General features: G+C 50.1%; 9 protein-coding genes and 1 tRNA gene. 8 read left to right on the top strand and 2 right to left on the bottom strand.

All coding sequences use genetic code 11. From position 1 onward, the window contains the following. Nucleotides 1-362 precede the first annotated feature (362 nt). Nucleotides 363-436, bottom strand: a tRNA-Arg gene (locus H6A34_RS10765). Nucleotides 437-678: 242 nt separating this feature from the next. Here H6A34_RS10765 and H6A34_RS10760 point away from each other — a divergent pair. From H6A34_RS10760 to H6A34_RS10725, 8 genes are all read left to right on the top strand, one after another. Further along, nucleotides 679-1,173 (top strand): GNAT family N-acetyltransferase, encoded by a 495-nt coding sequence (locus H6A34_RS10760; RefSeq protein WP_205105517.1) that lies wholly within the window; start codon nucleotides 679-681, stop codon nucleotides 1,171-1,173. 154 nt (nucleotides 1,174-1,327) lie between these two features. Continuing rightward, nucleotides 1,328-2,365, top strand: a complete 1,038-nt coding sequence (locus tag H6A34_RS10755) for a lysylphosphatidylglycerol synthase transmembrane domain-containing protein (protein ID WP_205105518.1) — start codon at nucleotides 1,328-1,330, stop codon at nucleotides 2,363-2,365. Nucleotides 2,366-2,394: 29 nt separating this feature from the next. Further along, nucleotides 2,395-3,852 carry an aminoacyl-histidine dipeptidase gene (locus tag H6A34_RS10750; protein WP_205105516.1) on the top strand — a complete coding sequence of 486 codons (1,458 nt, stop codon included), beginning with the start codon at nucleotides 2,395-2,397 and terminating at the stop codon, nucleotides 3,850-3,852. A 347-nt stretch (nucleotides 3,853-4,199) separates the two neighbouring features. Further along, the gene (locus tag H6A34_RS10745; protein WP_205105515.1) at nucleotides 4,200-5,732 is read left to right on the top strand and encodes a BACON domain-containing protein; all 1,533 of its coding nucleotides are present in this window, start codon (nucleotides 4,200-4,202) and stop codon (nucleotides 5,730-5,732) included. A 300-nt stretch (nucleotides 5,733-6,032) separates the two neighbouring features. Beyond that, nucleotides 6,033-7,409, top strand: coding sequence for a tryptophanase TnaA (locus tag H6A34_RS10740; protein ID WP_021948541.1), 1,377 nt, complete (start codon nucleotides 6,033-6,035; stop codon nucleotides 7,407-7,409). Nucleotides 7,410-7,717: 308 nt separating this feature from the next. After that, complete coding sequence (locus tag H6A34_RS10735) at nucleotides 7,718-9,802, top strand: RNA degradosome polyphosphate kinase (protein ID WP_205105514.1); 2,085 nt, start codon at nucleotides 7,718-7,720, stop codon at nucleotides 9,800-9,802. Between the two features lie 305 nt (nucleotides 9,803-10,107). Next, nucleotides 10,108-11,004, top strand: a complete 897-nt coding sequence (locus H6A34_RS10730) for a Ppx/GppA phosphatase family protein (RefSeq protein ID WP_205105513.1) — start codon at nucleotides 10,108-10,110, stop codon at nucleotides 11,002-11,004. Nucleotides 11,005-11,191: 187 nt separating this feature from the next. After that, complete coding sequence (locus H6A34_RS10725; protein ID WP_021948544.1) at nucleotides 11,192-11,617, top strand: Hsp20/alpha crystallin family protein; 426 nt, start codon at nucleotides 11,192-11,194, stop codon at nucleotides 11,615-11,617. A 206-nt stretch (nucleotides 11,618-11,823) separates the two neighbouring features. On the opposite strand, the gene H6A34_RS10720 is transcribed toward H6A34_RS10725, so the two are convergent. After that, nucleotides 11,824-12,903: a TlpA disulfide reductase family protein gene (locus tag H6A34_RS10720; RefSeq protein ID WP_205105512.1), complete on the bottom strand. Its 1,080-nt coding sequence runs from the start codon at nucleotides 12,901-12,903 to the stop codon at nucleotides 11,824-11,826. Between the last annotated feature and the right edge of the window lie 382 nt (nucleotides 12,904-13,285).

The raw sequence follows: 13,285 nt of genomic DNA, 5'->3' as shown, positions 1-13,285 counted from the left end.
AGGGTCAATCATATTGTAGCCAAAGGGGACAATCCTGCTTGGCCAAAAGGGTCAAAGTCGCGTGGCTTTTCCAAGCCGTAATAAGACTATGCAATGCAGAAGCAAAAAGATCATAGAAAATCTCCGCTGCAAAGAGACGAAATCTTTTGCTTACAGTTAAAGTGTATCGACTACATAAGACGGTTCATATTCAAACTCGCCATCCAAACGCCTGAGTTTGCCATGTTTTATCAAGTGGAAAAAACTACAGCCCCATGTGATTAAAAAATCAACTGACCCAAAAAAGACGCCAAAAAGACGCCAATTTTAGCAAAAGAAAAATGCTAAATAATTGAAATTCAACTACTTAGCACTTTTTACAGTGACCCCGTTGGGATTCAAACCCAAGACCTTCAGAACCGGAATCTGACGCTCTATTCAGCTAAGCTACGGGGCCTTTGTTCGTTTTAATCGTGCGCAAAGGTAATAAATTTTTTCGTTAATCGTTGATTCGGCATGATATTTTTTAGTATTGCCTGGCGATAATGTGTCATTTAGTTAAAAAAGTTGTTTATGCCGGGGCAAATGCTTATGCCGTCATTGCTGTAATCGAAAATTTGCATTATCTTTGCAAATGGCTATGCCGTCGGCTGATTTTTGAGTGCCGTCGGCGTAGTTGCGATATAAAAATCTAAGATTATGATAAGGGAAATCAGTGGTGATGACGATGTCAGGAAGATTGCTGACATGGCGGCTGTGATATGGCATGAGGCTTTTGCCGGCATGATAAGCAACGCGCAAATCGACTATATGTTAGGTAAGTTCCAGTCATACGAGGCGGTAAAAGAGCAGGTGGCCAACCATGGCTACAGATACTTTATTATAAGTAAGGATGGCCGCGAGGCTGGATATTGCGGTGTGCAGGCATGCGACGACAATACGCTTTATCTCAGCAAGATGTATCTGAAAAGTGATTTTCGCGGTATGGGGCTGTTCAGGCGTATGACGGAATACCTGGTGGTTATGTGTCGTCGTGAAGGGCTTGGCTCTATATGGCTTACTGTAAACAAGAATAACGCTGCCGCCATTGCTGCTTATTCTAAGTCTGGATACGCCAACGTGAGGAGCCAGGTGACCGATATCGGTTCGGGATTTGTCATGGACGACTACGTGTTCAGATACGATATTTGCTGACTTGGGGCTGTGTCCGTAAGTATGAAGTCGTGCTGTTGATAAGCCATACATTAAATTTTATGAACGGATACACGTATTCTCGGATTTTTATTGAAAGTTTGCAGGACGATAAACGGCGCCTTTCGTGCAGGAGGCATGTCACTGCCTGAATCGCATGACGGCGCTGGCGCACAAACATTCTACCTTGGTGAAAACAACAACGCTGGCCAATAATACGGTCAAGATCTTGCTTCCGCTTTTATTTGGCGGGGCCATTCTATATTGGATGTATCGCGACTTCGACTTCAGAAGTGTTGACGATATCCTTCTCCACGGCATGGATTGGACGTGGATGTTGCTCTCGTTCCCTTTTGGTATCCTTGCCCAGATGTTCCGTGGATGGCGCTGGCGCCAGACGCTTGAGCCTCTTGGCGAACGTCCGCGCACGTCAACGGCTGTCCATTCCATCTTTCTTTCTTATGCGGCAAGTCTCGTAATACCGCGTATCGGCGAGTTTACACGCTGCGGGGTGCTAAAGAGATATGACGGCGTGTCGTTTCCGAAAGCTCTCGGAACGGTTGTTACCGAGCGTGCGATTGACACCCTTCTCATGGCCGTTGTCAGTGGAGTGACGCTGCTTATGCAGATGAAGGTCTTTTCGTATTTCTTCAACCGCACCGGCACAAGCGTCGATTCGATACTCCACCGCTTTTCGCTTACCGGTTATCTTGTTACCGGAGCGTGCGCCGTTGCCGTGCTCTTCCTGTTGCATTTCCTGCTTAAGAAACTCTCGTTTTATGATAAGGTGAAGGCTACTTTCGGCGGGATATGGCAGGGAGTCATCTCGCTCAAGAACGTAAAGAACATCCCCCTGTTCGTAATCTATACCCTTGGGATATGGGTGTGTTATTTCCTGCATTATTACCTTACGTTCTTTTGTTTCGATTTTACTGCCGGTCTCGGGCTGCAGTGCGCCCTTGTCACCTTCGTTGTGGGTAGTATTGCCGTAATCGTGCCTACGCCCAACGGCGCCGGTCCGTGGCATTTTGCCGTAAAGACAATGCTCATACTTTATGGCGTGGCCGATAATAACGCACTTTATTTTGTACTGATTGTACACTCTATACAGACCCTTCTCGTCATCCTTCTCGGCATATACAGCTGGGCTGCGCTGGCCTTTACCGATAAGAGGACGGCGATACGGCAGTTATAGAATAATTATTCACCTAAAATATAAATGCTATGAGTGAAATCAAAAACCTTAAACCTGAGTGCATATGGAGAAATTTCGATGCACTGACACAAGTTCCGCGTCCGTCAGGACATCTCGACAAAGTACGGCAGTTCCTGCTCGACTTCGCCAAGAAAGTAGGCGTTGAAGCCTTCACGGACGAGGCCGGCAACATCGTTATGCGAAAGCCTGCCACTCCGGGTATGGAAAACCGCAAGACCGTAATCCTCCAGGCTCACATGGATATGGTGCCGCAGAAGGAGAAAGACAGCACGCACAATTTTGAGACAGACCCCATACAGACTTACATTGACGGTGATTGGGTAAAGGCAAAGGGCACCACTCTCGGCGCTGACGACGGCCTCGGAGTGGCCGCGATAATGGCCGTAATGGAGGCAACCGACCTGAAACACGGTCCCGTTGAGGCTCTTATAACCGCTGACGAGGAGACCGGAATGTATGGTGCTAATGGTCTGCCGGCCGGCGAACTGGAAGGCGAAATACTCCTTAACCTCGACACCGAACAGGAGGGCGAGCTCATCATAGGTAGCGCCGGCGGCGTGGACATCACCGCTACGCTTGACTACAAGGAGGCTGAAAGCGACAAGGAAGACATTGCCGTGCGCCTTACCGTCAAGGGACTCAAGGGCGGACACTCGGGCCTTGAGATTGGAGTGGGCCGTGGAAACGCCAATAAGATGCTCGTTCGTATTGTCCGTGAGGCCATCGCCGACGACGAGGCGTGCCTTGCTTCATGGCATGGCGGCAATATGCGCAACGCCATTCCGCGCGAGGCAGAGGTCGTTCTGACGTTGCCTAAAGACAACAAAGCCGACCTTATCGAGCTTGTTAATGATTACAAAGAGACATTTAACGAGGAATACAAGGGTATAGAAAACGAAATCGACGTTACCGTTGAGGACGTTGAACTGCCTGCAACCGTAGTGCCGCAGGAAATCCAGGACAACCTCGTTGACGCCATCTACGCTGCCCACGACGGCGTATGGCGCTACATTCCGTCAATACCAGGCATTGTAGAGACGTCTTCAAACCTCGCAATCGTAGACATCGAGGGCGGCAAGGCGGCAGTGAAAATACTGGCGCGCAGCTCAAGCGAGACCAAGAAAGACGAGCTTGCAACATCTCTCGAGAGCTGTTTCAACATGGCAGGCATGAAGGTTGAGCTGAGCGGAGCTTACGGCGGATGGGATCCCAACACCGATAGCGAGCTTATAAAGCGCATGCGCAAGATATACAACGACCTATTCGGCGAGGAGCCGACAGTGCAGGTTGTGCATGCAGGATTGGAGTGTAGCATTATTCTTTCCAAGTATCCGGGTCTTGACATCTGCTCGTTCGGCCCGACGTTGCTGTCGCCCCATACTCCGAACGAGCGTGCCAACTGGCCCACAACGAGCAAGTTCTGGGATTTGTTGGTGAAGACTCTTGAGGAGATTCCCGAGAAATAACATTCAGGCTGAAGCCTGCCCATTTTTCAAAAGGCCACCTTTCGCTATGCGGAAGGTGGCCTTTTGCGTTGTAATATGCCGTGTTTTGCAGGGCGTTTTGCGGCGTTTTGGGACGTGCGTGATAAGTCTTTGATTTTCAGTATGTTGTGAATCGGCTTTGAAAAGGCCGTTCTTACGGCGTGTTTGAACGGTCTTTACGTACCGTTTGGACGGCTTTTGCGTGTCATCAGGAGGGCTTAGCCATGTTCTTGCGTTGGCGAAAATCACGGTAAACCGTTATTGGCTTTGTTGTGGAAAGTGCTTATTTTGCACAAAATGAATTATTAACATTCAAAACGATAACGATTATGTGCAAGATTAAACTATTATCATGGATGTCCGTTGCGGCATGTGCCGTTGTTATGTTGGCGGCGTGCAGCGACGACGATAACGCCGATCCGGGGCCCGGCCCGACGCCTCCACCTGTTGACGAGGGCGTGTTTGAACTGTCTTCGGACGGCGAGCAGAAGGACGTTACGATACCTATTGCAGAGCCGTGGGAGGCCACTTCATCTGCCGACTGGCTCCAGCTGTCGCAGATGGGCGGCAAGGGAGGCGAGAGCGTGCAGGTGATAGCCGCCATGAACCTTACCGGAAAGGAGCGTACGGGGTACATAACGTTTGCCGAGGCGCCTGGCACGAGGGCTTCGGCAGACTCAACACAGATTGTCGTCCGCCAGCCCGCCAACGAGGAAACCGACGCTCCGGGCGTGGTGCTGACGGCCGCTTATTATCGTGACGGCGGCATATACGTCGACATCTACAACGGCCGTGCCTCTGACGGCACCATGCAACGGCTCGGCTCCGCCAGCCAGTCGTTCACATTTGTCGACCCCAATGCCGACGTGCCGACGAAGGAGCCCATAGTGTATATCAATCGGGGAGAGACCTATACGGCCAGTCCTTACGTGGTGTTCGACGACAACGGCGTAGCCGAAGGCAAGTTTACGATAGACGGCGAGCCGTCGGTCAATACGCTCAGGGTGAGCCAGAACATCGTGTTCAACGACCTCGGTCAGCTCGGCAACGAAGGTTCGGCGGCGATACACTTTACCGACGGCGCCGTGATTTACTATGGAGGAGGCATAATTGAGCATACCAATTTGGGTTACGAACAGACCATACCGAGCTACGAGTTCCGCGCTTACGACACGTCTACGGGCGAGGAACACCGCTATGCCGACATCCCTTGTGGCGGAGCAGGAGTGAGCATGGGCGGCACGCCGGTGATTGCAGGCGACGGCGGCATATACTACCTGTCGGGCAAGTCGTGGCTGCCGATAGCCCAGCGCGCGGGTAACGTAGTGGCTGCGGCGGCAGGTGACAACATGCTATATGTCGTTACTGACGGCAATATAGAGACTTACGCCATGGGGCGCGACCAGAACGGCGACCTTACCGCCACGCTTGAGGGCACAGTGGCACATGATGCGAGCTTCGGCAACGTGGCCGTAACTCACGACTCCGACGGCACCACATGGATTATGGACAACCTTATGAGTACGGCGTATGCCGTTAAGGACGGGGCGCTTGAGGCTACTAAGTGCGCCAAGACCGACTCGCTCGGCACCGACTTCAGCTTTATCGGCGTGGCCGACGGATACATCTACGCCTTCGACGGCACAACCATCACACGCTATATTCCGGGCGACGGCACGCCAGAACAGCTTAGAATGCTCGGCACGTTCAACTGGTTCGGCGCCACGGAGTGCGTCGACGGACGACTGTACAACTTCGGCGGCACGACGTCTTTCCGTGGAACGGAGACGGCTTCGAAAGGTTTTCGCCGATTCAGTCCGGCAGACTATGCTCCCGTATCCGTCGCGATACTTCCCGATTGACGGCACTTTGCCTTGCAAAAGGCCGTCAACCGCAAGCCCAAAGGCCGTCTTTTACACGCTGAAAGACGGCCTTTTATATTGTAAGTAAAAGCCCGCTGAATGGTTAATGAAGAATTGAAAATGAACAAATTTTTTGCCTTTCCGTAAGTATAAGCCTGTGGTTTGCTTACGGTTCTCGGCTTACAATATGTCACCGCACGACTGTTCCGCATGCTGAAATAAGCAAAAAATATGTCAAAAAGCTTGTGCGTAACGGGTATTTTAACTAAATTTGGAACCGTAAATATTAAACCTTAAACTATGGAAATACCTTTTGCAGAATCTTGGAAAATCAAGATGGTTGAGCCAATCCGCAAGAGCACTCGCCAGGAACGCGAGCAATGGATTAAGGAGGCACACTACAATGTGTTCCAACTGAAGGCCAGCCAAGTGTATATCGACCTTATTACTGACTCGGGCACGGGCGCTATGAGCGACCGCCAGTGGGCCGGCATGATGACAGGCGACGAGAGTTACGCCGGCGCCGAATCGTTCTTCTTCCTGAAAGACACCATCAAGCGTATCACCGGTTTTGACTATGTAATCCCCACTCACCAGGGACGCGCAGCCGAGAACGTGCTGTTCTCGTATCTTGTGCACGAAGGCGACATCGTGCCCGGCAACTCCCACTTCGACACAACGAAGGGACATATCGAGGGACGCAAGGCCGTTGCGCTCGATTGTACTGTCGACGAGGCCAAGGATACGCAGCTTGAAGTGCCTTTCAAGGGTAATGTTGACCCCGTGAAGCTGGAGAATGCGCTCAAGGAACATGCCGACCGCATACCTTTTATTATAGTAACCATCACGAACAATACCGCCGGAGGCCAGCCCGTATCGATGGAGAACCTGCGCCAGGTGCGCCAGGTAGCCGACAAGTACGGTAAGCCCGTTATCTTCGACTCAGCCCGCTTTGCAGAAAACGCGTACTTCATCAAGACGCGCGAGCAGGGCTATGCCGACAAGACCATCAAGGAGATAGCCCGCGAGATGTTCTCTCTGGCCGACGGAATGACCATGAGCGCCAAGAAAGACGGTATCGTAAACATGGGCGGATTCATAGCAACCAAGCGTCAGGACTGGTATGAAGGCGCCAAGGGGTACTGCGTACAGTTCGAGGGTTACCTTACTTACGGCGGCATGAACGGCCGCGACATGAACGCGCTGGCCATCGGACTTGACGAAAATACAGAGTTCGACAACCTCGAGACACGCATTCACCAGGTGCAATACCTTGCCCGCTTGTTGGATGAATACGGCATTCCGTACCAGCGTCCGGCAGGAGGCCACGCCATATTCGTTGATGCCCCGAAGGTGTTGACACGTGTCCCGAAAGAAGAATTCCCCGCTCAGACACTGACGGTAGAGCTGTATCTCGAGGCAGGTATCCGCGGTTGCGAGATTGGTTACCTGCTGGCCGACCGTGACCCCGTTACCCGTGAAAACCGCTTTGACGGCCTCGACCTGCTCCGTCTGGCCATTCCGCGCCGTGTTTATACCGACAACCACATTGCTGTAATAGCCGCCGCGCTGAAGAATGTGTACGACCGTCGTGAGCAAATAACACGTGGCGTGCGCATAACTTGGGAGGCTCCGCTCATGCGTCACTTTACAGTCCAACTTGAAAGGCTGGGATAATATACTTGAAATAACCGGGAGTTGACGTGAGTCAGTTCCCGGTTATTTTTGTGTCCTGTGTTCTTACGTTCTGTAATCCAGTCTGGAACACACATACGTAAAACACAAATGTAACAATATTTTATTCTTATTTTAACACCCGATACAACCTTAATGTTAAATATAAATCTTAATTTTGCACAAAATAAAACCGTCTGCCAGTCTTCAGGTTTTGCCTTTCAGTAAAGCCGCGTGGCGGTCCGGACACGCATGTTGCCGGCAAACAGTTTTTTTATTGTGTACAAAAATAACATCTGAGTTGTAAAACTATGGCAAAGAAAAACAAGGAGACGCGATATGTAGAGCGTGACGTCAGTTGGATGTACTTCAACCATCGTATATTGCAGGAAGCCCGCAAGGAGAACATACCGTTGTTGGAACGGCTTTCGTTCCTTGGTATCTATTCAAACAATCTTGACGAGTTCTTCCGTGTGCGCATGGCTTCGCTAAACCGTCTGTTGGAGTCTGACAACAAGGAAATACGCAAGCAGCACGACAACATCCGCAAGACCATCAAGACGATAAACAAGCTAAACTCGCAATTCAGCCAGGAATACACTGTCGCGATAGACGAAGTGTTCGACAGCCTGGAGCAACACAACATCCGTCTTCTTAACGAAACGCAGCTCAATGAGGAGCAAGCCGCATACCTGAAGAACTTTTATCTCGACCGCCTTAACGGTTACACCAATCCTATCTGGTTCTCCGAAATCGACGAGATAGGCCAGCTTGAGGATAACCGTATATATCTTTTGGTCAAGAAAACGGAACCCGCCGAAGGCCTGCGACTGCCCAAGAGCAGCCTTGCCATCATCAAGGTGCCGGACAGGGAGCACGGACGCTTTGTCAAGGTGCCGTCGTCCGACGGCTTTGACAACATCATGTACCTTGACGATGTTGTCCGTTACTGCCTTCCATTGATATTCATAGGCTTCAAGCCGAGCACCTTTGAGGCTTATTCCTTTAAGTTCACGAAGGACGCCGAGATGGAGATGGAGAACGACTTTGACTATGGCGTGCTCCAGAAAATAGCCAAGGGAGTGAGCAGCCGACGGCATGGCGACCCGGTACGCCTTATTTACGACAGGCAGATGCCTAAGGATATGAAGAAGAAACTTATGTCGAAAATAGACATAAGCAAGCTCGATGCTTCGCTTGCCAGCAGCCGTTACCAGAACCACAGGGACCTGATGACTTTCCCGGACTGCGGTCACGACGAGTTGAAATATCCCAAATGGAAACCCATGATGAAGCCTGAGTTCCTGTTGCAGGAGAGCATTCTCGACCAGATACGCCGCAAGGACCTTTTCATACACGTGCCTTACCACTCGTTTGACGGCTACATCCGTGTATTGCGTGAGGCCGCGTTGAAGCCTGAAGTGAAGTCAATCAAGACTACGTTGTACCGACTAGCCAAGGACTCAAAGGTTGTCAAGGCCCTAATTTGCGCCGCACGCAACGGCAAGAAGGTTACGGCGGTGGTTGAGTTGCTGGCCCGTTTCGACGAGGAGAGTAACATAAAGTGGAGCAAACGCATGCAGGAAGAGGGCATAAACGTGATTTTCGGTGTTGAGGGACTTAAGATTCACTCCAAGCTGTTGTACATAGAATCGAAGCAGGGCAACATTGCCTGCATCGGTACGGGTAACTTCCACGAGGGCAACGCCAAGACATATACCGACTACCTGATGATGACCGCAAGGAAGAACATCGTGCAGGAGGTGAAGAAAGTGTTTGACTTCATCGACCGTCCGTTCTCCCAAGTGCGCTTCAAGGAGCTCATGGTGTCGCCTAACTCTATGAAGAACCGTGTGCTCTCGCTCATCAACAACGAGATAAAGAACGCCAAGGCAGGGCGTGAGGCGTGGATAAAGATGAAGATAAACCATATCACCGAGCCCGACGTTGTCAACAAGTTGTATGCCGCTTCGGCCGCCGGCGTGAAGATTGGAATAGTGCTCCGTGGTAACAGTTCGCTTGTTACAGGCATTCCGGGCGTGAGCGACAACATCAAGGCCGTGGGCATAATCGACCGCTATCTGGAGCATTCGCGCATACTGATATTCTGTAACGGCGGCGCGCCAAGATACTTTATAGGCAGCGCCGACTGGATGCCGCGCAACCTGTTGAACCGTATCGAGGTGATGACTCCTGTCTATGACGAGGACATGCAGCGTGATTTGCTGCGTACGGTAGAGTACGGACTGAACGATACTACCAACGGACGAATAGTTGACGGGTCAGGAGAAAACGTGATACAACCCGTCATCGGCGACCGCCCATTCCGCTCGCAAGAAGAGCTGCGCAATGCATACGAGGCTGAGGTGAAGACCGTCGGCGTTACAGCAGAATAACAACCATATTTCAAAATACCGTCTTTCGGCGTGTAAAAGGCCACCTTTTGCAGCCCGAAAGACGGTATTTTACACGCTAAAAGGTGGCCTTTTGTAAAGGCGTTGATAACCTGTTGATTGTCAAAGGGTTACAAATGACGCTTGAGACGGTAAAATATAAACGGTAAAACAACGTTATTTTATTATACAAACAACATCGGGGCAGGGCTGAAAAGCATAAGTAATGCCATCAAGACAATATGCTTTTATGGCATACCTACTTACTCATTTCCTCCTTACTCCCTTACTCCTAAATACAAAAAAACATGAGATTAGCGGCTATAGACATCGGTTCTAACGGAGCGCGACTGCTCATCAAGAACTTCAGGACTGCCCAGGACGGCAGCCAACAGATTTCACGTGTGATGTACATGCGTGTCCCCTTGCGTCTTGGTTCCGACGTGTTCACGCTCGGAAAGATATCAAAGGAGCGCATGGTGATGATGAAACACATGCTAAAGGCGTTCCGCCAGTTGATGAAACTCAACAATGTTGACGACTACCGGGCGTGCGCCACGTCGGCAATGCGTGACGCTGAGAACGGCAAGAAGGTGTTGAAGAAACTCTACGAGTCGACAGGCATTAACCTGGAAATCATCAACGGACGTGAGGAAGCACGCCTGCTGTGCAACAACATCGTAGAGAACATCGAGAGTACGAAGGGCAACTACGCCTACATCGACGTTGGCGGAGGCAGCACGGAGATATCTTTGCTCCACGACGGAGTGCTCACCCACAGCCAGTCTTACAACATCGGAACGCTCAGGATGCTCGGAGGCATGGTGTCAAAGGAAACCGTTGAGAACATGAAAGCCGACCTCAGGCGCTTTGCCAAGACAATGCCCGACATGCGGATGATAGGCTCAGGCGGCAACATCAACAAACTGTTCAAGCTTGGTAATTCAGACAAGGATACACGGACGGTATCCGTCAGCGAGATAAAGTCTATCTACGATAAGCTCAAGGCATTGAGCGTTGAGGAGCGAATAGAGCAATACGGACTGAAGGTTGACCGTGCCGACGTTATCATTCCGGCGTCTGAAATCTTCATGATTGTGGCCGAAGCACTCGGCTGCGACAGCATAAAGGTGCCTAACATCAGCTTGGCCGACAGCATAATCGACGGCCTTTACCGTAATAAATACGCCTCGTCGGACGCATAATTCTCCTTTATCATTTTCAATTCTCAATTAAACTGATGCGCCAAAATGTCTTACATGTAGGACATTTTGGCGCATTCGCTGTGTTGGTACGTTACTTGCAATACATTAAGCGAAGGCCGGGAGCAACGCTTCAGGCCGCAAGAAACAGATTGAATAACAACAAATTAAATAATAGGAGATTATAATCATGACACCAGTTAATCGTAAAAATTCTTGGTTACCGGACGTATTTAACGATTTCTTTGATACCGACTTCATGCCGCGAACAAACGCTACGGCACCCGCAATAAACGTTAAGGAGAGCGAGGTTGACTATGAAGTGGAGGTAGCTGCGCCGGGAATGACGAAGGAAGACTTCAACGTTCACCTCAACCAAGAGGGCGATTTACACATCAAGATGGAAAGTAAGAAGGAACATAACGATGATAACAAGAGGTCGCATTACCTGCGCCGTGAGTTCGCTTACAGCAAGTTTGAGCAGACGCTGATACTGCCCGACGATGTTGATAAGGAGAACATATCGGCTAAAGTGGCCGACGGCGTGCTCACGGTAGTGCTCCCCAAGATACGTAAAGAGGAGAGAAACGTAGTAAGACAGATAACGGTAGGATAACGTTTTTTAAGTAGTTAGAGTAGTTAAAGTAGTTAACGCTCACTACGTTCGCTAAGTAGTTAAAGTCAAATGCCTTGTTGGTAACGGGTGGAATATCCCATATTCTTACCAACAAGGCATTTGACTTTAAATGTTTTACTTGCCCAATATTGCAGTCAAGGCATTTGACTTTAACTACTCTAACTACCTCTAACTACTTTAACTACTTAAAATCCATATATCTCCTTCAGCTTTTCGCCGAGCGCATCGCCGCGAAGGTCGGCAGCGACGATCTTTCCTTCGCCGTCGAGAAGGACGTTAGAGGGGATTGAGTTGACTCCGTAGGCGGGAGCTGCGGCCGACTTCCAGCCTTTCAGGTCGCTGATGTTAGGCCACTTCATGCCGATGTCGGCGATGGCTTTCTTCCACGCTTCGGCCTTGTTGTCGAACGAAACGCCTACAATCTCGAAGCCTTTTGAGTGGTATTTCTCGTAGTTTGCCACTACGTTGGGCATTTCCTGGCGGCACGGTCCGCACCAGCTTGCCCAGAAATCCACCAGCACATAGTTGCCCTTACCGCACCATTCGCTCAGCTTGCGAGGGTTTCCTTCGGTGTCGTTCATCGACAGGTCGGTGAACATCTTGCCGGGCATGCGCTTCTCGAGAGCCGCAAGCTGCGCCTTTACGCGTGCCATTGCAGGGTGGTTGTAGTAAGGAGCGGTCTCGGGCAGAAGCTCCTTCAGCTCGTTATAGTCAAGTATGTAATAAAGTTGGCTGAGGAAAGCTACCGGGATAAGATTATCCTTATTCGCCTTAACAATATCTATCTGCTTGGTTATTGCAGCGTCCTGCAGTTGTTCACACTTGGCTTCAAGTTCTTTCAGCTTTGCCATTCCTTCCGCAGTAGTGTCAGCACTTGCCGCACGATACTCCATGATTGCCGCGTTAAGATTTTCGGTATATGATGACAGTTCATTATCGTAGGCATACATTTTCTTGTTCAGTTCAGAGCCGGTGAACGTCTTGGCAACGGTGTTAAGGTCGATTGGCGTACCGTCATTGAACACCGGAAGGTAATAATCTCCCGTGATAATCATAAGGAGTTCGTCCTTCTGTCGTGTGCCGTCGAGCGTGAATTTACCACCTGTTACGGCTGCGCTGTCAACGGGTTGGCGTGCGTTCATTACGCCCAGATATACCGTTTTTACGTCAGCGGGCACAGTACCCGTAATTTTGTAGGCCGTATCCTGCGCGTTGGCAGACAGTGTTGCGAGCGCAAGGGCGGCGATAGATAAGACTTTCTTCATTGTTTATAGTGTTTTGATTGATTACTTTATGCAAAGTTATCGTTAAATGGCGATAAGGCAAACAAAAACCAATAAAATATCGACATATTGACGTTTTTTATATGATACGAAACCACCCGTTTTGCAAAAGGCCGTCTTTCGCGTTGTAAAAGACGGCAAATCGCACGCTAAAAGGCCACCTTTTGCAGGCCAAAAGACGGCCTTTTGTAAAGGCATATATAACTTATTGAATATCAACAGGTTATGTTTGGCGTTGAAAATTATCCCGCAAAACGGCTGAAATGCCGATAATTTGCAGTAATTTTGCAGGCTGAAAAGATTTCAGGTGATGAGGTCTTGAGGTTGTTGGGTTATGCGGTTATAAGGTTATTAGGTTATGGGG

Source organism: Marseilla massiliensis (assembly GCF_016899855.1).
In the GTDB taxonomy this organism is placed as follows: domain Bacteria; phylum Bacteroidota; class Bacteroidia; order Bacteroidales; family Bacteroidaceae; genus Prevotella.
Note: the sequence above shows the minus strand (reverse complement) of the source record. Positions and strands in the feature narration are given on the sequence as shown.

Bases quoted from the DNA above. Each gene is read 5' to 3' on its own strand.
- H6A34_RS10760 (WP_205105517.1), top strand. From the start codon at position 679: ATGATAAGGGAAATCAGTGGTGATGACGATGTCAGGAAGATTGCTGAC.
- H6A34_RS10755 (WP_205105518.1), top strand. From the start codon at position 1,328: ATGACGGCGCTGGCGCACAAACATTCTACCTTGGTGAAAACAACAACG.
- H6A34_RS10750 (WP_205105516.1), top strand. From the start codon at position 2,395: ATGAGTGAAATCAAAAACCTTAAACCTGAGTGCATATGGAGAAATTTC.
- H6A34_RS10745 (WP_205105515.1), top strand. From the start codon at position 4,200: ATGTGCAAGATTAAACTATTATCATGGATGTCCGTTGCGGCATGTGCC.
- H6A34_RS10740 (WP_021948541.1), top strand. From the start codon at position 6,033: ATGGAAATACCTTTTGCAGAATCTTGGAAAATCAAGATGGTTGAGCCA.
- H6A34_RS10735 (WP_205105514.1), top strand. From the start codon at position 7,718: ATGGCAAAGAAAAACAAGGAGACGCGATATGTAGAGCGTGACGTCAGT.
- H6A34_RS10730 (WP_205105513.1), top strand. From the start codon at position 10,108: ATGAGATTAGCGGCTATAGACATCGGTTCTAACGGAGCGCGACTGCTC.
- H6A34_RS10725 (WP_021948544.1), top strand. From the start codon at position 11,192: ATGACACCAGTTAATCGTAAAAATTCTTGGTTACCGGACGTATTTAAC.
- H6A34_RS10720 (WP_205105512.1), bottom strand. From the start codon at position 12,903: ATGAAGAAAGTCTTATCTATCGCCGCCCTTGCGCTCGCAACACTGTCT.